Below are 22367 nucleotides of genomic sequence, written 5' to 3' on the forward strand. Positions count from 1 at the left end.
TCGTTGCCGTGCCTAAACAGTCGCGGCCCCGGCTATGGATCCGGCGCGTCCAGCTATGCCCCAGCTACGGATTCCCTGTGAACGGCGACGCTTTGTAATCACATGTAAACGAGCCCCGGTGGGTGACCCACCGGGGCTCGTCTCGTGTCCGGAACCGTTTTACAGGATCGTCCAGGTGTCGCCGGAGCCGAGCAGGGCGGCGAGCTCCTCGTCGGCGCTGCGGGTGACCTTCTCCTTGGCGCTGTCGAGCTGGGCGCGCACGAGGTCGTCGTACACCGGCCGCGCTACGTCGCGGAACACCCCGATCGGAGTGTGGCGCAGGTCCGACTCGGGCAGGCGGGACAGGGCGAACGCGTACGCCGGCTCGGCCACGGTCTCGTCGTGTACGACGATCTCGTCCGGAGAAACCTCGGCGGTCGGGCGTACCCGCAGGCCGAACGCGCCCGGCGGGTGGGTCACGCAGAACTCGCCGTCCTTGCCGAACGTGATCGGCTGGCCGTGCTCGAGGCGGATGACGTACTCGTCCCGGGTCTGCGGGTCCTTGAGCACCTCGAACGCGCCGTCGTTGAAGATGTTGCAGTTCTGGTAGATCTCCACGAACGCCGAGCCCTGGTGCTCCGCGGCCTGCCGCAGCACCGACTGGAGGTGCTTGCGGTCGGAGTCGATCGTACGGGCGACGAACGACGCCTCCGCGCCCAGCGCCAGCGACAGCGGGTTGAACGGGGAGTCGGTGGACCCGACCGGCGTCGACTTGGTGATCTTGCCGAGCTCCGAGGTCGGGGAGTACTGCCCCTTCGTCAGCCCGTAGATCTTGTTGTTGAACAGCAGGATCTTCAGGTTGACGTTGCGCCGCAACGCGTGGATGAGGTGGTTGCCGCCGATCGAGAGGGCGTCGCCGTCACCGGTGACCACCCACACGGACAGGTCCGGCCGCGACACCGACAGGCCGGTCGCGATCGCCGGCGCGCGCCCGTGGATCGAGTGCATGCCGTACGTGTTGAGGTAGTACGGGAAGCGCGACGAGCAGCCGATGCCGGAGACGAACGCGATCCGCTCACGCGGGATGCCCAGGTCCGGAAGGAAGGACTGCATGGCGGCCAGGATCGCGTAGTCGCCACAGCCCGGGCACCAGCGCACCTCCTGGTCGGACTTGAAGTCCTTCGCGGTCAGCTTGAGCGGCGTCGCGCCAGCGGAGAGACCTGCCTCAGGCATTCTTGACCACATCCTCGAGCATGTTCTCCAGCTCGGCGGCCGTGAACGGCAGGCCGCGGACCTGGTTGTAGGCGATCGCGTCGATCAGGTACTTCGAGCGGACGACGCTGGCGAGCTGGCCGAGGTTCATCTCGGGGATGACCACCCGGTCGTAGCGGCGCAGCACCTCGCCGAGGTTGCGCGGCATCGGGTTGAGATACCGCAGGTGCGCCTGGGCGACCGGCAGGCCCCGCTGGCGCAGCGCCCGGCAGGCGGCGCCGATCGGCCCGTACGTGGAGCCCCAGCCCAGCACCAGCACCCGGGCGTCGCCGTCCGGATCGTCCACCTCGAGGTCGGGCACCTGGATGCCCTCGATGCGGGCGGCGCGGGTGCGGACCATGTAGTCGTGGTTGGCCGGGTCGTACGAGATGTCACCGGTCTTGTCGGCCTTCTCCAGGCCGCCGATGCGGTGCTCCAGCCCGGGGGTGCCCGGCACCGCCCACGGCCGGGCGAGCGTCTCGGGGTCGCGCAGGTAGGGCAGGAACCGGCCGTCCGGGCCGTTGGGCTCGGACGCGAACTCCACCCGCAGATCCGGCAGCGTGGACACGTCGGGCAGCCGCCACGGCTCCGAGCCGTTGGCGATGTACCCGTCGGAGAGCAGGATCACCGGGGTCCGGTAGGTCAGCGCGATCCGCGCCGCCTCCAGGGCCGCGTCGAAGCAGTCGGCGGGCGAGCGCGGCGCGATGACCGCGACCGGCGCCTCACCGTGCCGGCCGAACAGCGCCAGGTTGAGGTCGGCCTGCTCGGTCTTGGTGGGCATGCCCGTGGAGGGTCCGGCGCGCTGCACGTCGATGATCAGCAGCGGCAGCTCGAGGGCCACCGCGAGGCTGATGGTCTCGCTCTTGAGCGCTACGCCGGGCCCGCTCGTGCTGGTCACGCCGAGCGCCCCACCGTACGAGGCGCCGAGCGCCAGCCCGACGGCGGCGATCTCGTCCTCGGCCTGCACGGTCGTCACGCCGAACTTCTTGTGCTTGGACAGCTCGTGCAGGATGTCGCTCGCCGGCGTGATCGGGTACGCGCCGAGGAAGACCGGCAGGCCCGAGCGGACCCCGGCCGCCACGACGCCGTACGCCAGGGCGGTGTTGCCGGTGACGTTGCGGTACTCGCCGGGGGCCATCTTCGCCGGGCTCACCTCGTACCGGACCACGAAGTCCTCGGTGGTCTCGCCGAAGTTGAAGCCCGCCTTGAAGGCGGCGATGTTGGCGGCCGCGACCTCGGGGCGGGCGGCGAACTTGCGCTCCAGGAACCGCAGCGTCGACTCGCTGGGCCGCGAGTACATCCAGGAGAGCAGGCCGAGGGCGAACATGTTCTTGGCCCGCTCGGCGTCCTTCTTGGAGATCTCGAAGCTCTCGAGGGCCCGGACGGTCATGGAGGTCAGCGCGACGGGGTGCAGTACGTACCCGTCCAGCGAGCCGTCCTCCAGCGGGTTGGCGTCGTAGCCGACTTTGGTGAGGTTGCGCTTGGTGAACTCGTCGGTGTTGACGATGATGTCCGCGCCGGGGCGTAGGTCGCCCAGGTTGGCCTTCAGCGCCGCGGGGTTCATCGCCACCAGGATGTCCGGGGTGTCACCGGGCGTGAGGATGTCGTAATCCGCGAAGTGGACCTGGAAGCTGGAGACGCCGGGCAGCGTGCCGGCGGGCGCGCGGATCTCGGCCGGGAAGTTGGGCAGGGTGGAGATGTCGTTGCCCAGCTGAGCGGTCTCCGATGTGAACCGGTCGCCGGTCAGCTGCATGCCGTCCCCGGAGTCCCCGGCGAAACGAATGACCACTCGATCCAGTTGACGGACCTGTTTGGTCACGTGGCTGACCTCCTTGGTGACGGCGGGTTGGGGTAGTCGCCGTCGCGCAGCATCGGGCGACGGGCCCTGGAGGACCCGCTACTACATACACCCCGAGCCTACGTCGGCGGGTGTAATGGATCTTCGTCTGGTGTCGATGAGTGGGTGAAGACACGTTTCTGGTCGGTAACGCGTCCCCGATGTAGTGGTACGCACGCCGGCCGCCCTTGGTTGAGCCGGCAGGAGAAGGCTCGCCAAAGGCACTCAATTATCGGTCGGGCCGCCAACGCGTGCACTGCCGACGGTGGGCCCCGTGCGCAGCGTGAGCGACTAGGCTGCGGGCGTGACCGGTTATCTCGGCTCGTACGCGACGCTCGGGCTGCTCCTCCTCGGCGGCGCGCTGCTGTTCGTGGGGGCTTTCGGGGCCAACCGGGTGCTGCGGCCCCGACACCCCGTCGACGCGCCGGGCAAGTGGGAGAGCTACGAGTGCGGGGTCGACCCGGTCGGCGGCGACTGGGCGCAGGCGCAGATCCGCTACTACGTGTACGCGTACCTATACGTCCTGTTCGCGGTGGAGAGCGTCTTCCTGTTCCCGTGGGCCGTCATCTTCGACCGGCCCGGTTTCGGGGCGGCGACCGTGGTCGAGATGGGTGTGTTCATCGGCCTGCTCGCGCTCGGCCTGCTGTACGCGTGGCGCAAGCGGGTCCTCCGCTGGAGCTGACCGCGCCCGCCGACGTGCCCATCGACTCCGGGTACGGCCCGGTCGGACATCTGCGCAGGCTGTCACCGCCTCCGGGGTGCCAGGCTCGCCTCGTCCCGGCGGTCGTGCCACGATCAGGGCATGGGTCAGCTCCTGCTCCTGACGATAGGCGCGCTCATTGTCGGCGCGATCGGGTTCGGCGTCGCGGTGCTCGTCACCGGCTCCGACCCGGGCCTCACGCCCGTTGATCCGGACGGCCGGGCGCTGCCGCTGCCCGCCGACCGCCCGCTCGTGGAGAGCGATCTCGCCCGCGTGCGCTTCGACACCGCCGTCCGGGGATACCGGATGGACCAGGTCGACGCGGCGCTCCGGCGGGCCGCGTACGACCTCGGGTACAAAGGGGAGCTGGTCGGCGTACTCGAGGCGGAGGTCGAGGCGCTGCGCGCCGGCCGCCACGGCGACGCGGACAAGCTGCGCGCCGCGCGGGCGGCGGCGCTGAACCTCACCTCACCCGGCGCGCAGCCGGCCGCCAGCGGGGAACCCGCGGCGGACACCGACCCGGGTACGGCGGGTGTGGCCCGGGAAACGCCCGACCGGGAGGACGCCGCTACGGAGGTGACCGTGACGCCGGCGGAGCCGACGCAGGCGGATCCGGACGCCGCCGGGCGGGCCGACACCGGCGACCGCACGCGGTCGCACCGGGCCGAGGAGATGAGGCTGCCGTGACGGTCCCGGAGCCCCGGTCGCCGGGGGATCGGGCCGCCGAAACGGCACCCCCGCAGCCCGATCCGCTCGAAGAGCCGGGCGCGGCCGAGGCGGGCCTGGGCGACGCGGGCCTGGGCGACGCGGTACAGCCCGGCGCCGGCGAGGTGACCGCGACCGTCATCGTCGACGCACCGGCCCCGCGGGTCTTCGCCGCGCTCATGGCCTGGGAGCGGCAGAGCGACTGGATCCCGTTCACGCGGGTCCGGCTGGTCGACGGCGACGGCGGGGAGGGCAGCTCCATCGAGGCCGTCACCCAGGTCGGGCCGGCTATGCTGCGCGACGAGATGCGTGTGATCAGGGTGGACCGGCCGTACGAGATCCGGGTGGTCCACTACGGCAAGATGCTGCGCGGCCCGGGTGTCCTGCGCTGCACGCCGCTGGACGGAGCGCGCACCCAGGTGGTCTGGCACGAATGGTTCCACCTGCCCGGCGGCGCGACCGGCAAGATCGCTTGGCCGGTGCTCTGGCCCGGTTCGAAGGTCAGCCTGACCCAGGCGCTGCGCCGCTTCGCCCGGCTGGTGGAAGCGGGGCAACTCCCGTGACCGACGCTGCCGTGACCGATCTCGTCATCGGGCCCGACGGCCTGGCCCGCTGCCGGTGGGCCGGCACGACCCCCGACTACATGGCCTACCACGACGACGAGTGGGGCCGGCCCGTACGCGACGACGACGGCCTGTACGAGCGGCTGACCCTCGAGGCGTTCCAGTCCGGGCTGTCGTGGCTGACCATCCTGCGCAAGCGCCCCGCGTTCCGGGCCGCGTTCAAGGATTTCGTGATCGCCGAGGTCGCGGAGTTCGACGAGTCGGATGTCGCGCGACTGCTGGCCGATCCGGGGATCGTCCGCAACCGGATGAAGATCGAAGCCGCCGTGCACAACGCGCGGGTCGCCGCCGACCTCGCCGGGGGCCTGAGCGCCCTGTTGTGGTCGTACGCGCCGCCGCCGCGCAGCCGGCGTCCCCGGACGTTCGCCGAGGTGCCGGCGGTCACCCCGGAGTCGACCGCGATGGCGAAGGACCTGCGCCGGCGCGGCTTCCGGTTCGTCGGCCCCACCACCGCGTACGCCCTGATGCAGGCGACCGGCATGGTCGACGACCACCTGACGGACTGTCACGTCGCCTTCGGCCGTCCGCGCTGACCCGGCCGCGTACCGGCTGCCGGGTGCCGTGATGTGATGAGGGCATGGCGCACTGGGCTGTGGTGGTACCCGACGAGCGGTACGAGGCGGAGCGGCTGTTCCGGCACGACACGCTCGAGCTGACCGGGCTGGACGAGCCGCTGCCGGCAGTCGGCGACCGGGTCGCGCTGGTGGCGGAGGCCGAGCCGGTGGTGTTCGCGCTGGGCCGGGTGGTGTCGGTCGGCGCCGACGCGCGGGATCCCGACGACCCCGGCGCCGGCGGTGCCGGGACGACGCTCGAGATCGCGTACACGCACCGGCTGTTCGACGCGCCGCTGCCGGCCGACGGCGTAACCGGCGCCCGGACCGGAGCTCATCCGATCGACCCCGACCGGTTCGCCGCCTTCGTCGAGAAAGCGGGCGCGGTGCCCGTTGCCGACCGGGAGTGGCTGGTCGGCGTGTACCTGCCCATCGAGGCCGCCTCGCCCGGCGAGGCGGTGCGGGCGTTCTGGACCTACGTGCAGCAGCTCGGCCCGCGCGAGCTGCCGGCGTACGTGTCACCGCTCGGCGACGAGCTGGCCATGCAGGCGTACGTGCTGGGCGAGGTCACCAACCTCGACCCCGAGGAAGACGACGACGAGGACTGACCAGGGCTTCCCTGGACCGCAATGTCGCGCACATTGCGGCCTCCGAGCGCGCGGAGACCGCAATGTGCGCGACATTGCGTGGATCTTGGCCGTCGGTGCGGATCTTGGCCGTCGGCGCGGGTCTACCGGCCTTCGAAGACCGGCCGCTGCTTGTTGACGAACGCGTACGTGGCGTTGCGGTGGTCGGCGGTGGCGCCGGAGACCTTCTGCGCCTCGTACTCGGCCTCCAGGGCCTCCGCCAGCGTGCCGGTGCCGCCGATCCGCAGCTGGCGCTTGATCTGGGCGTACGCGACGGTCGGGCCGCTGGCCAGCCGGGCGGCCAGCGCCCGCGCGGCCGGCAGCACCTCCTCGTCGTCCTCGACGAGCTTCGTCAGCAGCCCGAGCCGCAGCGCCTCCTCGGCCCTCACCGGCTCGGCGAGCAGCATCAGCTCGGTGGCCCTGGCGTGGCCGACCAGCCGGGGTAGCGCCCAGGACGCGCCCGTGTCACCGGCGAGGCCGACGTTGGCGAACGCCATCAGGAACCCGGTGCCCGGGCCGCCGATGCGGAAGTCGGCGAGCATCGCCAGCGACGCGCCGGCGCCGGCCGCCATCCCGCGGACCGCGGCCACGACCGGCTTGGGCATCTCGGCCAGCAGCGTCGCGACGGGGTTGTAGTGCTCGCGCACGGTCCCGAGCGGGTCGCTCGTACCGGACTGGAGGGTCTCGACGTGCTGGCGCAGGTCCTGCCCGACGCAGAAGGCCCGGCCGGCGCCGGTGAGCAGGATCGCGCGGCACGACGGGTCGGCGGCGAGCTCGCCGAGGGTCTCGCGCAGCGCCACCTTGAGGGCCACGTCGAGCGAGTTGAGTGAGTCGGGCCGGTTGAGGGTCAGCGTCGCGATCCCGTCGACACGCTCGACGAGCAGGACATCCGTCACGGTAGGCCTCTTTCGGTCTGGGATGGGCGGGCACGGCAACCGGCCGCGCGGGTCAGGGCGTGGGGACCGCCACCCGGGCGGCGGAGCTCTCCAGGCACCGGTCCACGAACCGGTCGGCGGCCGGGCGCAGCCGGGCGGCGTGGCTGTCGAAGAAGTCCGCGGCGGCACTGCCCGGCCACGGCTCGGGCAGCAGCTGGGCGGGTAGCTGCGGGTCGCGGAACAGGAACGTCCGCCACGCGTGTACGAGCATGAAGCGCGCCGCGTACGCCTGCTCGTCGGCGCTGTGGGGGCCGGCGGCCGAGACGATCGGCTCCAGTTCCCGTACGAACTGCTCGTACGCCGCGCCGATCTCGGCCAGGTTCCATGCGCGGCGCACCATCGCGCCGGCGCCGTCGATGCCCCCGGAGTGGCTGGCGGTGAACCGCTCGAACCGGATGCCGGCCTCGGTCAGCAGCGTCTCGGCCTCGTCCGCGGGGCGGGTGGCCACCCAGGTGGTGGCGTCGATCGCCCCGTACCCGAGAAACGACAGGTTGGCCGACAGTCGTCCCCGGTCGGCGCGGTGCGCCGGCGCCTCCAGCACAATCAGGTCGAACCGGCCGTCCCAGGCGTTGGTGCGGGTGCGGTAGATGCGGCTGGCCGCCTCGTCGAGCCGGCGGGCGGCCTTGGGGGTCAGCAGGTACCCCGGGCCGCCGGCCAGCCGCAGAGGGTGCAGCCAGCCCTGCCGCACCATCCGGGACACCGCGGTACGTACGGCCGGGGCGGCGATCCCGAGGGGTGCGAGCAGGCGTACGAGCGCAGCAACGGGCGCCCGCCCACCTCTCGGCCGGAGGTAGTCGCCGTACAGGTCGAAGAGCGCCGACCGTGCCTGCATGGCCGCATATTGTGACAGGTTCTGCGTGGCGGCCACCAGACGCTGTCACAACAAATCAGCCCCAGTTTGGGTCTTGAGGCCATCATCAGGGAAAATCATTGGTCGGCGCCGTTTCAGGGCGTCCGTTCACACGAGCGGCCGCCCCGGCGGGGCCTGCGCAGCTCCCGGGCGCGGCCGGCGTGCCCGGGATCTGAAGACCATAAAGTGTGAGGGGAGACAACATGGCGGCCATGAAGCCGCGGACGGGTGACGGTCCGCTTGAGGTCACCAAGGAGGGCCGCGGCATCGTCATGCGGGTCCCGCTTGAGGGTGGTGGCCGGCTCGTCGTGGAGATGACTCCCGACGAGGCCAACGCGCTGAGCGAAGCGCTGAAGTCGGCCACGGGCTGATCGCGGTTTCGGGTCACCGACGCCCGCCGCACGCTCGACGAAGCCGTGCGGCGGGCTGCTGAACGGCGACCTTGGCGGCCTTCATAGCATGGGGTGGCGCCCGCATGGCAGTGGGTGACGCCCGCCTCGGCACCTCAGGTGAAGAGCTCCACGTGCCCCGCGTGGAGCCGGCTGTGGGTGCCCCGCGCCGATCGGTGCGGCGGGCGGGTGGTGACGACGTGAGGAGGCGGCCGTGATCGAGATCCGGCTCGCGGTCGACGGGGCGGCGCCGGAGACGCTGGCGCTGCCGCTGGTATCCCCGACCCCCGCCGCCGGATCCGACCCGGGCGCCGAACCGGCCCGGGCCGCCACCGGCAACGGCACGCGCCCCGGCGGCGCCGTCGGCGAACCGCTGCCGACCGCATGCGCCGCCGAGGCGGCGGTACGCGACGAGGCGCTCGCCTTCATCGCCGACGTCCAGCACAGCGGGACGGCTGGCGCCGTGCAGACACTGACCCGCCCACTGGCCACGCCGCGCCGGGTGATCCTCGCCGGCGTGGGCGCCGCCGACGAGGCCGGCTGGCGCGCCGCGGGGGCAGCGATCGCCCGGTCCGCCCGGATGCAGAGCGACGTGACGGTCGGGCTGCCCGCGGGCGCGGATCCGGACGCGGTCCGCGGCCTGGCCGAGGGGCTGTGGCTGGCCGCGTACCGGTTCCGGCTGGCCCCCGACGACTCCGACCGGGCACCCCGGCTGGCGAGCGTCACGATCGTGGTCGACGCGCCCGAGCGGTACGCGGCGAGCCTCGACGTCGCCCGCACCGTTGCCGAGGCGACCATCCTGGCCCGCGACCTGACGAACATGCCGAGCGACCAGAAGTCGCCCGCCTGGCTGGCCGAGCGGATCCGGGAGGCCGCCGCCGGCCGCCCCGGCCTCACCGTCGCGATCCGGGAGCCGGAGGAGTTGGCCGGCGAGGGGTTCGGCGCCGTCCTGGCGGTCGGCGGGGGCTCGACCCGTCCACCCAGGCTGGTCGAGCTGTCGTGGCAGCCGGAGAACGCGCGGACCCACATCGTCCTGGTCGGCAAGGGCATCACGTTCGACACCGGCGGCATCTGCATCAAGCCGACGAGCGGCATGAAGCTGATGCGCAAGGACATGGGCGGAGCAGCCGCGGTGACCGCGGCGACGATCGCGGCCGCGGCGCTGCGCCTGCCGGTGCGGGTGACCGCGCTGGCGCCGCTCGCCGAGAACATGGCCAGCGGCAGCGCGTACCGGCCCGGCGACGTCGTGCGGCACTACGGCGGGATGACCACCGAGGTGCTCAACACCGACGCCGAGGGGCGGCTGGTGCTGGCGGACGCCATGGCGTACGCGGTGCGCCGGCTCGATCCGGACCTCCTGGTCGACCTCGCCACGCTGACCGGTGCCCAGGGCGTCGCCCTGGGCAAGCGCACCGCCGCCCTCTACAGCGACAGCGATGCGCTCGCCCGGGGGCTGGCCGAGGCGGCGAACGCCGCCGGCGAGCGGGTCTGGCGGATGCCGATGCCCGACGACTACCGCGATGCGCTCGACAGCGAGGTGGCGGACCTGGTCAACTCCACGTCGATCGGCGCGGGGTCGGTGCTGGCCGCGATGTACCTGCGCGAGTTTGCCGGAGCCGTCCGCGACCGCTGGGCGCACGTGGACATGTCGGCGCCGGCGTGGTCGGACTCGCCCGACGGGGAGCTGGCGAAGGGAGCCACCGGCTGGGGAGTGCGCACGCTGGTGCGCTGGCTGGATCGCGTCGCCGCGGCCTCACCCGACTGACGGTCGCTGTCGATCCAGCTCAGGCCCATCCGGCTCAGGTAGGACCACCAGCCGATGTGGCGCCCGTAGCGCTCGCGTAGCTGCGCGGCGGTCGGCGGCCGGTCGCCGTAGAGCGCCTCGGCGATCCGGGTGAACTGCGCCATCTCCAACGGCACGTCGTCGGGGCGGCCGAGCGCCCGCAGCAGGATCGCGTCGGCGGTGAACGCCCCCACGCCGCGCACCGCCAGCAGCGCCGCCCTGGCCTCCTCGTAAGGCGCCGTGCGCAGCCACTCCTCGTCCAGCGCGGCGATCCCGGTCAGCACCTCATGCAGGCGCCCGGCCCGCTGGCGGTTGCCGGCGAAGCGGACCAGCGCGTCCTCGTCGAGCGCGACCAGGGTGGCCATCGACGGGAAGGCGACGTGAACCTGGCCGTCGAGCTCGCCGCGCGCACCCAGTTCGGCGGCTATCCGGCGCTTGCGGGCGGCGGCGAACCACTGGGTGCTGCGCTGGGTAAGTGTGAAATACGCGGCGCCCTCGGCCAGCGACGCGAACCGCACCTGGTGCAGGCCGGTGGTGACGGCGAGCACCGCCGCCATCGCCGGGTCGGCGCGGGCGGCGGCGAGGAAGCCGTTGAGGTCGTCGTCGAGGCCGAGCCAGCGGCTGACCGCCTGCCGCACACCGGCCTCCTCCTGCCGGGTCAGCGGGCTCCCCGCGTACACGATCAGGCTGACACCCGGCTGCCCTTCAGGGGGAGGTCCGACCTCGACCACGACCGCCTCGTCCGGCCGGGCGCCGGGCCGCAGGAGCGCCTTGCGCACGCGCCCGTCGGTGATCGTCTGGTCGCCGGCGCACGGGGCGAAGCCGGTGAGGGCGCGCAGCGTCCGGGACAGCGCGTAGGGAGCGGCGGCGGTCAGCACGGCGCGGTGCCGTTCGCGAAGGGAGTTCGTCATGCCGGCAAGCCTCGTGTCCGGGTATGACAATTCCCATCGTCGATCTTCTGTCGGGGTTCACCCTCGCTTCACGGCGCACAGGAGCCCGCCGCCGGTCGGAAGCAGCGCGGGTGTCCACTCCTCGGCGTCACGGATGGCCTTGAGTACCTCACGCAGCGCCACCGTGCCATGGTCCCGGGCGGCCGGGTCGGCCACCTTGCCGTCGGCGAGCGCGGCGCCGAGCACGAGGACCCCGCCGGGGCGCAGCAGTCGGGCCGCCGCGTCGACGGCGGACGCGTACTCGGCGGCCTCATGGTCGACGAAGACCAGGTCGTAGACGCCGTCCGCGAGCCGGGGGAGCACGTCGAGGGCGCGCCCGGTGATGATGCGGGTACGCGACGGCGCGAACCCGGCCTCGGCGAAGATCCGGCGGGCGACCCGCTGGTGCTCGGCCTCGATGTCGATCGTGGTCAGAACGCCGTCCGACCGCATGCCACGCAGCAGCCACACGCTGCTGACCCCGGTGCCGGTCCCCACCTCGACCACCGCGCGGGCGTTGCTGGCCGCGGCGATGAAGCGCAGGGCGGCGCCGGCGGCCGGACCGACCGGGGTGAGCCCTACCTCCTTCGCCTGTGCGCGGGCCACGGCCAGGACGGGGTCCTCCGCCACGTACGCCTCGGCGAACTCGTGGGCGTGGGCGGCGTGTTGCTGGGGAATCCTTGTGGACGCGGCGATGGCGCACCTCCTTGCGTTCGATGTCAAGTCTTGTACGAGCCTAGGGAACGGCGGGCCGGTGTGGGGGATGTCGGTCCGTGTAATCCTTGGGAACGGATGAATGAAGGAGAGCCGATCGTGAGTGACTGGGGCACGCGGCGGCAGACGCCCGCTGCCGGAGCGTCCGGCTCGTGGGTCCGCCCCGAATCCGGACCTGCCGCGCCGACGCCTCCGCCGGGCGCGGGAGGCCCCGTCAACGCGGTGAACGGAGCCGGTTCTCCCTGGTGGTCCGATGCGCTTGCCGATCCGTGGCGCGACCCGGCGGCGCCCGCCGCCGTCGTGATCACGCCCCCGACCTCCGGCGCGCCCCCGCTCGAACAGGTCGGCGCATCGGCCGGCGACGGGGTGCGGCGCGGACTCGGGCTGGTCGTCCTCGTATCGGTGATCACCGCCTTGCTGGCCGGTGCGCTCGGCGGCACGCTCGGCTTCGTCTTCGCCACCCGGAGCGGGGCCGGTCGCGGGCCCGCGCTCGGGGCGGACAAGCCGGCGCCGCTGACCCAGCGCGCGCCCGACTCCCTCGCCGGTGTCGTCAAGAAGGTGCTGCCCAGCGTCATCACGGTCAAGGTCCAGGCCAGCGGCGGCACCAGCCTCGGCTCCGGCTTCATCGTCTCCACCGACGGGTACGCCATCACCAACGACCACGTCGTGGCCGGGTCGTCCGGATCGGCGCTGGCGACGTTCAGCGACGGGAACACCGTGTCGGCCAAGGTCGTCGGCAGCGATCCCGAGTCGGACGTGGCGGTGCTCAAGCTCGACGCCGGCAACCTGACCCCGATCCAGTTCGGCGACTCCGACTCCGCACAGGTCGGTGACCCGGTGCTGGCGATCGGATCGCCGCTGGCGCTGGCCAACACCGTGACCTACGGGATCGTCAGCGCCGTCGACCGCCCGATCGCGGCCGGCGAGGCGGGCGGCCCGACGAGGTACTACGCCGCGATCCAGACCGACGCGGCGGTCAACCACGGCAACTCGGGCGGCCCGCTCGTCGACGCGGCCGGCCGGGTCATCGGCATCAACGCCGTGATCAAGTCGCTGGCCACCGACCAGGAGCAGGCGGGCAACGTGGGGCTCGCCTTCGCGATCCCGATCAACCAGGCGAAGCGCGTCGCCCAGGACATCATCAGTACCGGCAAGGCACGGCGTACGGTGATCGGTGCCGAGCTGGACACCACGTACCACGGCGCGAGCGGCGGCGTCCGGTTCCAGACGGTCGCCGACGGCGGGCCGGCTGCCAACGCCGGGCTGCGCCCGGGGGACGTGCTGACCAGGTTCGGCGGCGCCCAGCTCGAAGACCCGGGAGATCTGATCGCCCTCGTCCGCAAGTACGCCCCCGGTGCCGGGGTCAGCGTCGAGTACACGCGCGACGGCGCCAAGCGGAACGCGCAGGTCGTCCTCGCGGCGGACGGCAAGTAGGCGGACGGCAAGTAGGCGGACGGCACGAAGCAGCCGGACGGCAGGCAAGCGGACGGCACGAAGCAGCCGGCCGGGCCTCCCGGTCGGTCCGGCCGGGTAAGTACGCTGGCCCTGACGCAGGGAGGACGGCATGGGGCTGGAAAACATCGGCGGCTGGGAGCTGATCGTCATAATCCTGGTCGGCCTGTTCATTTTCGGCCCGGACAAGCTGCCCAAGGCGATCAGCGACGGCGTCCGCGTGCTGCGGCAGCTACGCGCCATGGCGCGCAACGCCACCAGTGACCTCAGCCGCGAACTGGGCACCGACATCGCGCTGGAAGACCTCAACCCCAAGACGTTCCTGCGCAAGCACGTGCTCAGCGAGGAGGACGAGGCCGCCCTCCGCAAGCCGCTGCAGGGCATCTACGACGACCTGCGCGGCACCGCCGACGAGATCAAGGGCGATCTGAGCGCGACGGCGACCACCCTCGACGTGCACCAGCCCGGCCCCGCGGCCCCCGCCGCCAAGCCCGCGCTCAGCCCGCACACGTACGACGAAGCCACCTGAGCCGGCTGCCGGCCGGCCAGGTGGCTCCGTGGGCGTTCAGCGGCCCGCTGGGCGCAGGTTGAGGGGCTTGCCGACGAGGCTCTCCCGGCGGACCGCGAGCCGGTCCGCCACCGCCGTGAGCGCCTTCGCGGCCGGGGCCTCCGGCGCGTCCAGGACGATCGGATGCCCGGCGTCGCCGGCCTCCCGTACCCGGGTGTCCAGCGGGATCTGCCCGAGCAGCGGCACCTGGGCGCCGGTGAGGCGGGTCAGCGAGTCGGCGACCGTCTGGCCACCGCCGGCGCCGAAGACCTCCATCCGCTCGCCGTTCGGCAGCTCCAGCCAGGACATGTTCTCCACGACGCCGACCAGCCGCTGGTGCGTCTGCAACGAGATCGCGCCGGCCCGCTCGGCCACCTCGGCGGCGGCCGCCTGCGGCGTCGTGACGACCAGGATCTCCGCGCTCGGCAGCAGCTGGGCCAGGGAGATCGCCACGTCACCGGTGCCGGGCGGCAGGTCGAGCAGCAGCACGTCGAGGTCGCCCCAGTACACGTCGGCGAGGAACTGCTGCAGCGCGCGGTGCAGCATCGGACCGCGCCACACGACCGCCGCGTTGCCCGCGGTGAACATCCCGATCGAGATCACCTTCACGCCGTGCGCCTGCGGCGGCATGATCATCTGCTCGACCTGGGTCGGGCGGCCGTCGGCGCCGAGCATGCGTGGCACCGAGTGCCCGTAGATGTCGGCGTCGACCACGCCGACCGACAGCCCCTTGGCGGCGAGGGCCGCCGCCAGGTTGACCGTGACGCTCGACTTGCCCACGCCACCCTTGCCGCTGGCCACCGCGTACACCCGGGTGCGCGACCCGGGCTGCGCGAACGGGATGACCGGCTCGGCGCCGCCCGCGCCACGCAGGCTGGTCTGGAGGTTACGGCGCTGCTCGTCGGACATCACGCCAAAGTCGATCTCGACGCCCTGTACGCCGGGCACCCGGGCCACCGCTTCGGTGATGTCGCTGCGGAGCTTGTCGCGCAGGGGACAGCCGGCAACCGTCAGCAGGATCGCGATCTCGGCGATGCCGTCGGCGCGCACGCTCGCGGACTTGACCATGCCCAGCTCGGTGATCGGGCGGCGGATCTCGGGATCGTTGACGGTCGCGAGGGCCGACTGGAGCGCGGCCTCACTCGTCGTGGCGGGGGCAGACATGGTGCCAATGCTACGTCCGACCCGATATTGCCCACCGGGGCCGGGGGCGTGGGGCTGGCCACTGCCGGCCGGCCGGGCGGGCCGGGTGCCCGGGTGGCTACGGTCCTGCCCGGTCGTCCCCGGATCAGGGGTGGACGTTGGGCGTTTCCCGGTGCGAACATCGGTGCAGGTAACGCCGCGCGCCTAGCCCCTTGAGGCGCGCGGCGCCTGCATCTCCGGACCCGGGCCGATCGCCTCCGGCTGGTCGTCGGGTTCGAGCTCGTACTCGTACCCGGCCTCCTCCGCCCGGCGGGCGGCGCGTTTGGCGTCCTTGCGCTGCTCCTTGCGCTCGTCCTTGCGTTCGGCGCGGTCGGCGCGTTCGGCCTTGAGGCGGCGGTGCGTCGCCTCGTCGACCTCCTCGACGAGCCGGGTCAGCTCCGAGCGGATGAAGTCGCGGGTGGCCACCTCGCCGAGGGCGATGCGCAGCGAGGCGATCTCGCGGGACAGGTACTCGGTGTCGGCCTTCTGCATCTGGGCCCGCCGCCGGTCCTCATCCAGAGACACCCTGTCGCGGTCGGCCTGGCGGTTCTGCGCGAGCAGGATCAGCGGTGCGGCGTACGACGCCTGGGTACTGAAGAACAGGTTGAGCAGGATGAACGGGTAAGGGTCCCAGCGCAGGCCGAAGAGCCCGATCAGGTTCAGGGCCACCCAGACGATGACGAAGATCGTCATGTACACGATGAACCGGGCCGTGCCCATGAACCGCGCGAACGTCTCGGCGAAGCGCCCGAAGGCCTCCTTGTCCAGGCGCGGCAGGATGATCCGGCCCGGCTCGCGCGGCTGGTCGAGCCGGCCGGCGCGGCGAGGTTCAGTCATGGCCACGGCCCTCCCGCCTCGTGGTCGCGCCCGGCCGCCCGGTCAGCTGGCCCGATCGCGACAGGCCGTACCCGGCCGCGATCGGCTCCGCCTGGTCGCGGTCGCGCCAGTCCGGCGGCAGCAGATGGTCGAGCACGTCGTCGACGGTGACCGCGCCCACCAGCCGGTTGTTGCTGTCGACGACCGGCATGCAGACCAGGTTGTACGTCGCCATCCGGCGGGTGATCTCCGACAGCGGCGTGGCCGGGTCGAGCGGGTCGATGTCGTTGTCGACGACGCCGCCCAGCAGCGCCGAGGGCATCTCGCGCAGCAGCCGCTGGAAGTGCACGACGCCCAGGTATCGCCCGGTCGGTGTCGCGTTGGGCGCCCGCGTCACGAACACCCCGGCGGCCACGGCCGGGGACAGCTGCGGCTCCCGGATGCGCGCCAGGGCCTCGGCGACCGTGGCGTCCGGGGTCAGAATGATCGGCTCGGACGTCATGAGGCTGCCCGCCGTACCGGGCTTGTAGTCGAGCAGCTGGCTGACCTTCGACGCCTCGTCCGGCTCCATCAGGTCGAGCAGCGCCTCCTGGTCCGGCTTGGGCAGCTCGGCGAGCAGGTCGGCGGCGTCGTCGGGGTCCATCTCCTCGAGGACGTCCGCGGCGCGCTCCCGGCCCAGCGCCGCGATGATCTCGACCTGGTCGTGCTCGGGCAGCTCCTCCAGCACGTCGGCGAGGCGCTCGTCGTCCAGGGCCGTGGCGACCTCCACCCGGCGCGCGTCCGACAGCTCCTGGAGCGCGTTGGCCAGGTCGGCGGGGCGCATGTTGTCGAGGACGGCAAGCAGGCCGGCGGTGCCCTGGGTGTCGGGCGCGCCGACCAGGCCGCGGACCTCGTTCCAGTCGAGCTGATGCAGGTGGCCGCGGCGGGTCAGCCGGCCGGTGAGCTCGCGGACCGCGACCCGGGCCAGTGACCACTCGCCGGTGCGGTCGCTCTCCATGGCCAGGTCCACCACGGTGCCCTGCCGGCCGGTGGGCTGGATCGTGACCCGCCGGTCCAGCAGGTCCTCCAGCACGAGCAGCTCGCCCAGGCGCTTTTCGAAGCGCCGCAGGTTGAGCGTGCCGGTGTTGAGCATGACGGTTTCGGCCTCGACACCCGTCACCCGCGTGATGGGTACGAAGATGCGTCGTCTCATGGGGATCTCCGCGACCAGCCCCACCACCCGGGGCGGCAGTTGGCCGGGGCGCACCCGGACGACCGCATCGCGAACCCGCCCGACCTGGTCGCCGTTCGGATCGAACATGGGCAGACCGGCGAGGCGGGCGACGTAAACCCTGGTCGCGGTTGTCACGTACAGCAGAGTAGTCGGGTTCGATCGTCCGCATGCCGAGTCGGTGCCTTCGAAAGCGCGGTCGCCGGTTCTAGGCTCAGGGTCATGACCACGTTGCGGTACGAGGTTGTCGATGTGTTCACCGACCGGCCATTTGCCGGCAACCCGCTCGCCGTAGTGTACGGCGCGGAGGATCTCGCCGGCGAGCAGATGCACACCATCGCGCGTGAGTTCAACCTGTCGGAAACGATCTTCGTGCTGCCCCCGACGGCCGAGGGTGCGACGTACCGGGTACGGATCTTCACACCCGGCGGTGAGATCCCGTTCGCCGGCCATCCCAGCGTGGGCGCGGCGGTCACGCTCCAGCGCGCCGGCTGGTACGCGGCCGGCACGGTCGTCCAGGAGTGCGGCGCGGGCCTGCTGCCCATCGTGGTCGAGCCGACCGGGGCCGCGATGGTGACCGGGGGCACCCCGACAATCGGCGCCGAGATCGATCCGGGGCCGCTACTCGCGGCGGTCGGGCTCGGGCCGGACGACTTCGCGGGTCCGGCGCCCCGGGTGGCGGGCTGCGGGCTGGAGTTCCCGTACCTGTCGGTGAAGCCGTCGGCGGTCGCCCGGGCGGCCTGTGACGCGAGCGCGCTGGCGGCGGCCGGCTTCACCGACGTGGAGGTCTTCGCCTGGGATCCCGGCACGGCGACGGCGCACGCCCGGATGTTCGGTCCCGGTATGGGCATTCCCGAGGATCCCGCGACCGGGTCCGCCGCGCTCGGGCTGGGGGTGTGGCTGGTCGCCGCGGGACTGCTGCCCGGCGACGGCGAATCGGCGTACCGGGTGCTGCAGGGCGCCGAGATCCACCGGCCGTCGCGCATGGACTGCACGGTGACCGCTGCCGCGGGGGCGGCCGTGTCCGCGACCGTCAGCGGACACGTCGTTCCGGTCGCGGCCGGCGAGATCGCCGTCCCGCCCTTCGTCGGCTGACCGCGCTTCTTCCGGGGGGAGCGCGCTTCTTCAGGTGGGAGTCAGGGGCCGACCGCGGCGTCCGCCGCCGTCGTCGCCGCGCCGCGGCGGGCCGCGCCGATGACGACCACGAAGACCCCGGCGACCAGCAGCGCCAACCCGGGCAGGCTGCGCACCGGCGGCGTCTGCCCCAGCCAGCCCCACGCCAGCAGCGCGGCGCCCGGTACCTCCATCAGCAACAGCACCGAGACGGTGGTCGCCGACACCCGGTGCAGCGCGTACGAGACGAGCGAGTGGCCGAGCAGTTGCGCACCCACGGTCAGCGCGGCGATCGCGAGCCAGGTGCGCCCGTCGAACCCGTGCAGGGGTACGCCCCCGACCAGACAGACCGCGCCGAGCAGCACCGCGCAGACGGCGTAGCAGACCGTCGTGTACGCGGTCGTGCTCGCCCGCGCCCGGGCCCGCTCGCCCAGCGTCGTGTACACGGCCGCCGCCGCCCCGCCGACGATCGCCAGCAGGTCGCCGGTGACGGCGCGGCGGGAGGCGGCCAGGTCCGCGCCGGTCGCAAGGGCCGCGCCGGCCACCGCGACGAGGATGCCGGCCCAGGTGGTGCCCGCGACCTTGATGCGGGTGGCGACCGCGATCAGCGCGGCCCACACCGGCTGGGTGGCGACCAGCGCGGTCGCCGTGGCGGCCGTGGTCAGTTTCGCGCTCGGTACCCAGGTGGCGAAGTGCGCGGCGAGCGCGACGCCGGCCAGTACGCACGTCACGGCGGTACGCCGGTCGAGGCCGCGCAGTTCGTGGCGGCGCCGGGTGAGCGCGACCGGCGCCAGCGCCCCGACGGCGAGGGCGTTGCGCCAGAAGGCGATCGCCAGGGCCGGGGCCGCCGCGTACGCGATCAGCGGAGCCGAGGAGGAGACGGCGAGCAGCGCGACGGCGAGTGCCGCGGTGGTCGGTAGGCCTGGCGTGCGCACGGATGATCATGCTGCCATGCGGGGCGTGGCCGATCGGCCGACCTACCCGCAGTGTCGGGCTCGTTACGCTCTTTCGGGTCCGTTTCCTCCCGGGAGACCAGCTCATGCGCGCGGTGGTGTTCGACTTCTTCGGTACCCTCACGGCCGCCGTCCGGCGCGGCCCACGGCACGCCGAGATCGCGCGCCAGCTCGGCTGCGACCCGGACGCCTTCGTCGCCGAGCTCGACCGGACCTTCTACCTGCGCGCCGCCGGCGGGTACGGGTCGGAGCTCGACGGGCTGCGGCGGGTGGCGTACGCCGCCGGTGGCCGGCCGACCCTCGGCCAGCTCACCGAGGCGGTGGCCGCGCGGATCGAGGCGGTGTACGCCGACACCGTGCTGCGCCCGGAAGCCGTACCCGTCCTGTCCGGCCTGCGCCGGCGGGGCCTGCCGGTCGCCGTGGTGAGCGACTGCTGGTACGAGCTGCCGGCGTTCCTGTCCCGGCTGGCGGTCGCGCCGTACCTCGACGCCCACGTGTTCTCGGTGCGGGTCGGCAGGTGCAAGCCGCACCCGGCCATGTACCTGGAGGCCTGCCGGCAGCTGCGCGTCGACCCGGACGAGTGCCTCTACGTCGGCGACGGCGGCAGCCGGGAGCTGTCCGGCGCCCACGCGGTCGGCATGGCGGCCGTCCGGCTGGCCGCCCCCGACCTCGCCGGCCACCTGGTCTTCCGCGGCGATCCGGACTTCAGCGGCCCGGTGATCGGGTCGCTGACCGAGGTGCTCGCGATGGTGGACGCCGCGGCGGCAGCATAATTTCAGGCATGGAGCAGGTGCCGCTCGTCGACGAGGCGATGAAGAAGGCCGCCGTGGCGTGGCTGACGGTGCCGGGCGCCGGGCCGGCCTACGCCGTCTGGTGCGTGTGGATCGACGGCGCGCTGTACGTCGTCAGCGGACCGGGTGAGCAGGTGGCGCCCGGGCTGGCCGAGGCGACCACCGCGTACGTGACGGCGCGCGGTGACCACGGCGGTCGGATCGTCACCTGGCCGGCGGAGGTCTCCCGGATCACGTTCGGCACGGACGAGTGGGACGCCGTAGCGACTCAGCTGGCCGGCAAGCGGCTCAACGCGAGGGGTGCCACCGAGGAGATCGTGACCCGGTGGGCGGCCGAGTGTGTGGTGAGCCGCCTGGCGCCGGCCGGGGCGCCCACCGAGGCGGGGTCGACCCTGCCCGACGCGTCGCTGGCCGCGCCGCCACCGCCGACGCCCGCGGCCCGGACGCCGCGGCGGCCGTTCCGGCTGCACCGCGTGCGGAAACGCTAACGATCTTGGACAGTTGTGCGACCTATAGCTCGCACAACTGTCCAAGATCGCGCTAGAGACCGACGGCCTTGGCGCTCGCCTCCCACAGGCGGGCGGCGAACTGCGGGTCCGCGACCTTGGGGGCCGGCCGGCGCGGCCGCCGCTTCACGTAGTAGCCGCCCTGGGCGATGTCGGCGGCCGGAGCGGTGGCGAGCCAGACCATCGTGTCGGCGCCGCCCTCGGGCGTGGTGAGGAACGGCGCGACCCGGTAGAACGCCGCGAGCAGTGGGGAGTCCGAGCCGAAGCGGGTACGGACGACCCCCGGGTGGTAGGAGGTCGACAGCACGTCCGGCCAGCGGCGGCCCGCCTCGGCGGCGAACAGGATGTTGGCGCCCTTGCTGGCCCCGTACGCCGACCACCGGTCGTAACGTCCGGCTCCGCCGACCAGGTCGTCGGGGTCGACCAGGCCCCGGCGGTGGGCGTCGGAGGCGGTGTTGACGACCCGACCGCCCCGCAGCCGGTCCCGGAGCAGGTTGGTCAGCAGGAACGGAGCGAGGTGGTTGGTCTGGATCGTCATCTCGAAGCCGTCGACGGTCCGCGCGTACGACGAGACGATGCCGCCGGCGTTGTTGGCCAGCACGTCGATCGTCGGGTACCGGTCGAGCAGGTAGGAAGCCAGCGCCCGTACCTCGGCCAGGCGGGCGAAGTCGGCCCGGAAGCTGTCCGGCGCCGGGCCGCCGGTCGCCCGTACCTGGTCGACCGCGGCGTCGAGCCGGCCGGGATCGCGCCCGACCAGGACGACCCGGGCGCCGCCCCGCGCGAACGCCGTCGCGGCCGCGAGGCCGACACCCGAACTGGCACCTGTCACAACGACGGTGAGATCTTCCACAGCTGTGTTCTCCCCGATCCGGCGGCGCAGTTACCGTTGGGTAAACAACTTACCGACTCCTAAGGAGCCTCGTATGGGTGCTCTCGGACGGCCTCGGCGGTCCTGCCTGGCCGTACCCGGCTCGAGCGTCAAGATGCTGGGCAAAGCGCAGGGGCTACCGGCCGACCAGGTCTTCCTCGACCTCGAAGACGCGGTCGCCCCGCTGGCCAAGCCGGACGCGCGCAAGAACGTGGTGGCAGCACTCAACGACGGGGGCTGGGAAGGCAAGGTACGGGTCGTACGCGTCAACGACCTCACCACGCCGTGGACCTACCGTGACGTGATCGAGGTAGTCGAGGGGGCGGGCGCCAACCTCGACGCGATCATGCTGCCGAAGGTGCAGAACGCGGCCCAGGTGCACTGGTTGGATCTCCTGCTCACCCAGATCGAGAAGACCGTCGGGCTGCCGGTCGGCGGTATCGGCATCGAGGCGCAGATCGAGAACGCCGCCGGCCTGGTCAATGTGGACGAAATCGCCGCCGCCTCGCCGCGCGTGGAGACCATCATCTTCGGGCCGGCCGACTTCATGGCCTCGATCAACATGAAGTCCCTCGTCGTCGGGCAGTTGATCCCCGAGTACCCGGCCGATCCGTACCACTACATCCTCATGCGCATCCTGATGGCCGCCCGGATGCACGACCTGCAGGCCATCGACGGGCCGTTCCTGCAGATCCGCGACGTCGACGGGTTCACCGAGGTCGCGAAGCGGTCGGCGGCGCTCGGCTTCGACGGCAAGTGGGTGCTGCACCCCGGCCAGATCGACGCGGCCAACGACGTCTACTCGCCGAGTCAGGCCGACTACGACCACGCCGAGCTGATCCTCGACGCGTACGAGTACTACACCTCGGAGGCCGGCGGCAAGCTCGGCGCGGTGATGCTCGGCGACGAGATGATCGACGAGGCGTCCCGCAAGATGGCGCTGGTGGTCGCCGGCAAGGGCCGGGCCGCCGGAATGTCGCGCACCAGCACGTTCACTCCGCCCGACAAGGGCTGATCCCACTCGGGGACGACGAACGCCCGCCGGAAGATCCGGCGG

Annotated in this window: 23 protein-coding genes; 13 read left to right on the forward strand and 10 right to left on the reverse strand. The window is 72.6% G+C overall.

Features of this window, described 5'->3' with window-relative positions; genetic code table 11:
* Positions 1-159 precede the first annotated feature (159 nt).
* Both HC031_RS06335 and HC031_RS06340 read right to left on the reverse strand, forming a co-directional pair.
* Positions 160-1212 carry a 2-oxoacid:ferredoxin oxidoreductase subunit beta gene (locus tag HC031_RS06335; protein ID WP_167924225.1) on the reverse strand — a complete coding sequence of 351 codons (1053 nt, stop codon included), beginning with the start codon at positions 1210-1212 and terminating at the stop codon, positions 160-162.
* Positions 1205-3049, reverse strand: a complete 1845-nt coding sequence (locus HC031_RS06340; protein ID WP_167924226.1) for a 2-oxoacid:acceptor oxidoreductase subunit alpha — start codon at positions 3047-3049, stop codon at positions 1205-1207. Before HC031_RS06340 ends, HC031_RS06335 begins: the two co-directional genes overlap by 8 nt.
* Before the next feature lie 322 nt (positions 3050-3371).
* Here HC031_RS06340 and ndhC point away from each other — a divergent pair, with 322 nt between their 5' ends.
* The 5 genes from ndhC to HC031_RS06365 all read left to right on the forward strand — a co-directional run bounded on the left by ndhC (position 3372) and on the right by HC031_RS06365 (position 6254).
* Complete coding sequence (gene ndhC / locus HC031_RS06345) at positions 3372-3749, forward strand: NADH-quinone oxidoreductase subunit A (protein WP_167924227.1); 378 nt, start codon at positions 3372-3374, stop codon at positions 3747-3749.
* Positions 3750-3869: 120 nt separating this feature from the next.
* A complete protein-coding gene (locus tag HC031_RS06350; protein ID WP_167924228.1) occupies positions 3870-4454 on the forward strand; it encodes a DivIVA domain-containing protein in 585 nt (194 codons plus the stop codon).
* Positions 4455-4549: 95 nt separating this feature from the next.
* Positions 4550-5035, forward strand: coding sequence for an SRPBCC family protein (locus HC031_RS32900; protein ID WP_167924468.1), 486 nt, complete (start codon positions 4550-4552; stop codon positions 5033-5035).
* Between the two features lie 11 nt (positions 5036-5046).
* Complete coding sequence (locus tag HC031_RS06360; protein WP_167924467.1) at positions 5047-5628, forward strand: DNA-3-methyladenine glycosylase I; 582 nt, start codon at positions 5047-5049, stop codon at positions 5626-5628.
* Between the two features lie 44 nt (positions 5629-5672).
* Positions 5673-6254: a hypothetical protein gene (locus tag HC031_RS06365; RefSeq protein WP_167924229.1), complete on the forward strand. Its 582-nt coding sequence runs from the start codon at positions 5673-5675 to the stop codon at positions 6252-6254.
* Positions 6255-6376: 122 nt separating this feature from the next.
* Here HC031_RS06365 and HC031_RS06370 read toward each other — a convergent pair whose 3' ends face one another.
* Together HC031_RS06370 and HC031_RS06375 are read right to left on the reverse strand one after the other, a co-directional pair.
* Positions 6377-7168 (reverse strand): enoyl-CoA hydratase-related protein, encoded by a 792-nt coding sequence (locus HC031_RS06370; RefSeq protein ID WP_167924230.1) that lies wholly within the window; start codon positions 7166-7168, stop codon positions 6377-6379.
* 52 nt (positions 7169-7220) lie between these two features.
* Complete coding sequence (locus HC031_RS06375; RefSeq protein ID WP_167924231.1) at positions 7221-8039, reverse strand: PaaX family transcriptional regulator; 819 nt, start codon at positions 8037-8039, stop codon at positions 7221-7223.
* A gap of 221 nt (positions 8040-8260) precedes the next feature.
* Here HC031_RS06375 and HC031_RS06380 point away from each other — a divergent pair, with 221 nt between their 5' ends.
* The gene (locus HC031_RS06380; protein WP_167924232.1) at positions 8261-8428 is read left to right on the forward strand and encodes a DUF3117 domain-containing protein; all 168 of its coding nucleotides are present in this window, start codon (positions 8261-8263) and stop codon (positions 8426-8428) included.
* Positions 8429-8660: 232 nt separating this feature from the next.
* Positions 8661-10211: a leucyl aminopeptidase gene (locus HC031_RS06385; protein ID WP_167924233.1), complete on the forward strand. Its 1551-nt coding sequence runs from the start codon at positions 8661-8663 to the stop codon at positions 10209-10211.
* 986 nt (positions 10212-11197) lie between these two features.
* Here HC031_RS06385 and HC031_RS06390 read toward each other — a convergent pair.
* Positions 11198-11788, reverse strand: a complete 591-nt coding sequence (locus HC031_RS06390) for a class I SAM-dependent methyltransferase (RefSeq protein WP_167924469.1) — start codon at positions 11786-11788, stop codon at positions 11198-11200.
* Between the two features lie 162 nt (positions 11789-11950).
* Between HC031_RS06390 and HC031_RS06395 the strand changes: the two genes are divergently transcribed.
* Positions 11951-13306, forward strand: a complete 1356-nt coding sequence (locus HC031_RS06395; protein WP_167924234.1) for a S1C family serine protease — start codon at positions 11951-11953, stop codon at positions 13304-13306.
* 130 nt (positions 13307-13436) lie between these two features.
* On the forward strand, positions 13437-13853 hold the full coding sequence (locus HC031_RS06400; protein WP_167924235.1) for a Sec-independent protein translocase subunit TatB: 417 nt from the start codon (positions 13437-13439) through the stop codon (positions 13851-13853).
* 36 nt (positions 13854-13889) lie between these two features.
* Here HC031_RS06400 and HC031_RS06405 read toward each other — a convergent pair whose 3' ends face one another.
* From HC031_RS06405 to HC031_RS06415, 3 genes are all read right to left on the reverse strand, one after another.
* Positions 13890-15035 (reverse strand): Mrp/NBP35 family ATP-binding protein, encoded by a 1146-nt coding sequence (locus HC031_RS06405; RefSeq protein ID WP_167924236.1) that lies wholly within the window; start codon positions 15033-15035, stop codon positions 13890-13892.
* A 183-nt stretch (positions 15036-15218) separates the two neighbouring features.
* Positions 15219-15890, reverse strand: a complete 672-nt coding sequence (locus HC031_RS06410) for a DUF1003 domain-containing protein (protein ID WP_167924237.1) — start codon at positions 15888-15890, stop codon at positions 15219-15221.
* On the reverse strand, positions 15883-17217 hold the full coding sequence (locus tag HC031_RS06415; protein ID WP_167924238.1) for a magnesium transporter MgtE N-terminal domain-containing protein: 1335 nt from the start codon (positions 17215-17217) through the stop codon (positions 15883-15885). The genes HC031_RS06410 and HC031_RS06415 overlap by 8 nt, the downstream gene beginning before the upstream one ends.
* An 84-nt stretch (positions 17218-17301) precedes the next feature.
* Here HC031_RS06415 and HC031_RS06420 point away from each other — a divergent pair, with 84 nt between their 5' ends.
* The gene (locus tag HC031_RS06420) at positions 17302-18174 is read left to right on the forward strand and encodes a PhzF family phenazine biosynthesis protein (protein WP_167924239.1); all 873 of its coding nucleotides are present in this window, start codon (positions 17302-17304) and stop codon (positions 18172-18174) included.
* Positions 18175-18215: 41 nt separating this feature from the next.
* Here the strand turns inward: HC031_RS06420 and HC031_RS06425 are convergent, their stop codons facing one another.
* Positions 18216-19127, reverse strand: coding sequence for an EamA family transporter (locus HC031_RS06425; protein WP_167924240.1), 912 nt, complete (start codon positions 19125-19127; stop codon positions 18216-18218).
* 104 nt (positions 19128-19231) lie between these two features.
* On the opposite strand from HC031_RS06425, the gene HC031_RS06430 reads away from it, so the two are divergent.
* Together HC031_RS06430 and HC031_RS06435 are read left to right on the forward strand one after the other, a co-directional pair.
* Positions 19232-19918: an HAD family hydrolase gene (locus HC031_RS06430; protein WP_205862337.1), complete on the forward strand. Its 687-nt coding sequence runs from the start codon at positions 19232-19234 to the stop codon at positions 19916-19918.
* 8 nt (positions 19919-19926) lie between these two features.
* Positions 19927-20424, forward strand: a complete 498-nt coding sequence (locus HC031_RS06435; protein WP_167924241.1) for a hypothetical protein — start codon at positions 19927-19929, stop codon at positions 20422-20424.
* Positions 20425-20476: 52 nt separating this feature from the next.
* Here the strand turns inward: HC031_RS06435 and HC031_RS06440 are convergent, their stop codons facing one another.
* Entirely contained in the window at positions 20477-21271 is a 795-nt protein-coding gene (locus tag HC031_RS06440; protein ID WP_338090499.1) for an SDR family NAD(P)-dependent oxidoreductase, read from the reverse strand.
* Positions 21272-21365: 94 nt separating this feature from the next.
* Here HC031_RS06440 and HC031_RS06445 point away from each other — a divergent pair, with 94 nt between their 5' ends.
* Complete coding sequence (locus tag HC031_RS06445) at positions 21366-22325, forward strand: HpcH/HpaI aldolase/citrate lyase family protein (protein ID WP_167924243.1); 960 nt, start codon at positions 21366-21368, stop codon at positions 22323-22325.
* The last annotated feature ends 42 nt before the right edge of the window (positions 22326-22367 follow it).

Source organism: Planosporangium thailandense (assembly GCF_011947195.1).
GTDB classification, from domain to species: Bacteria; Actinomycetota; Actinomycetes; order Mycobacteriales; family Micromonosporaceae; genus Planosporangium; species Planosporangium thailandense.

What these genes read in the sequence shown, in the direction of transcription:
- HC031_RS06365 (WP_167924229.1), top strand. Translation starts at nt 5,673, where the DNA reads ATGGCGCACTGGGCTGTGGTGGTACCCGACGAGCGGTACGAGGCGGAG.
- HC031_RS06350 (WP_167924228.1), top strand. Translation starts at nt 3,870, where the DNA reads ATGGGTCAGCTCCTGCTCCTGACGATAGGCGCGCTCATTGTCGGCGCG.
- HC031_RS06375 (WP_167924231.1), bottom strand. Translation starts at nt 8,039, where the DNA reads ATGCAGGCACGGTCGGCGCTCTTCGACCTGTACGGCGACTACCTCCGG.
- HC031_RS06400 (WP_167924235.1), top strand. Translation starts at nt 13,437, where the DNA reads ATGGGGCTGGAAAACATCGGCGGCTGGGAGCTGATCGTCATAATCCTG.
- HC031_RS06430 (WP_205862337.1), top strand. Translation starts at nt 19,232, where the DNA reads ATGCGCGCGGTGGTGTTCGACTTCTTCGGTACCCTCACGGCCGCCGTC.
- HC031_RS06335 (WP_167924225.1), bottom strand. Translation starts at nt 1,212, where the DNA reads ATGCCTGAGGCAGGTCTCTCCGCTGGCGCGACGCCGCTCAAGCTGACC.
- HC031_RS06380 (WP_167924232.1), top strand. Translation starts at nt 8,261, where the DNA reads ATGGCGGCCATGAAGCCGCGGACGGGTGACGGTCCGCTTGAGGTCACC.
- HC031_RS06445 (WP_167924243.1), top strand. Translation starts at nt 21,366, where the DNA reads ATGGGTGCTCTCGGACGGCCTCGGCGGTCCTGCCTGGCCGTACCCGGC.
- HC031_RS06395 (WP_167924234.1), top strand. Translation starts at nt 11,951, where the DNA reads ATGAATGAAGGAGAGCCGATCGTGAGTGACTGGGGCACGCGGCGGCAG.
- HC031_RS06435 (WP_167924241.1), top strand. Translation starts at nt 19,927, where the DNA reads ATGGAGCAGGTGCCGCTCGTCGACGAGGCGATGAAGAAGGCCGCCGTG.
- HC031_RS06405 (WP_167924236.1), bottom strand. Translation starts at nt 15,035, where the DNA reads ATGTCTGCCCCCGCCACGACGAGTGAGGCCGCGCTCCAGTCGGCCCTC.
- HC031_RS06420 (WP_167924239.1), top strand. Translation starts at nt 17,302, where the DNA reads ATGACCACGTTGCGGTACGAGGTTGTCGATGTGTTCACCGACCGGCCA.
- HC031_RS06410 (WP_167924237.1), bottom strand. Translation starts at nt 15,890, where the DNA reads ATGACTGAACCTCGCCGCGCCGGCCGGCTCGACCAGCCGCGCGAGCCG.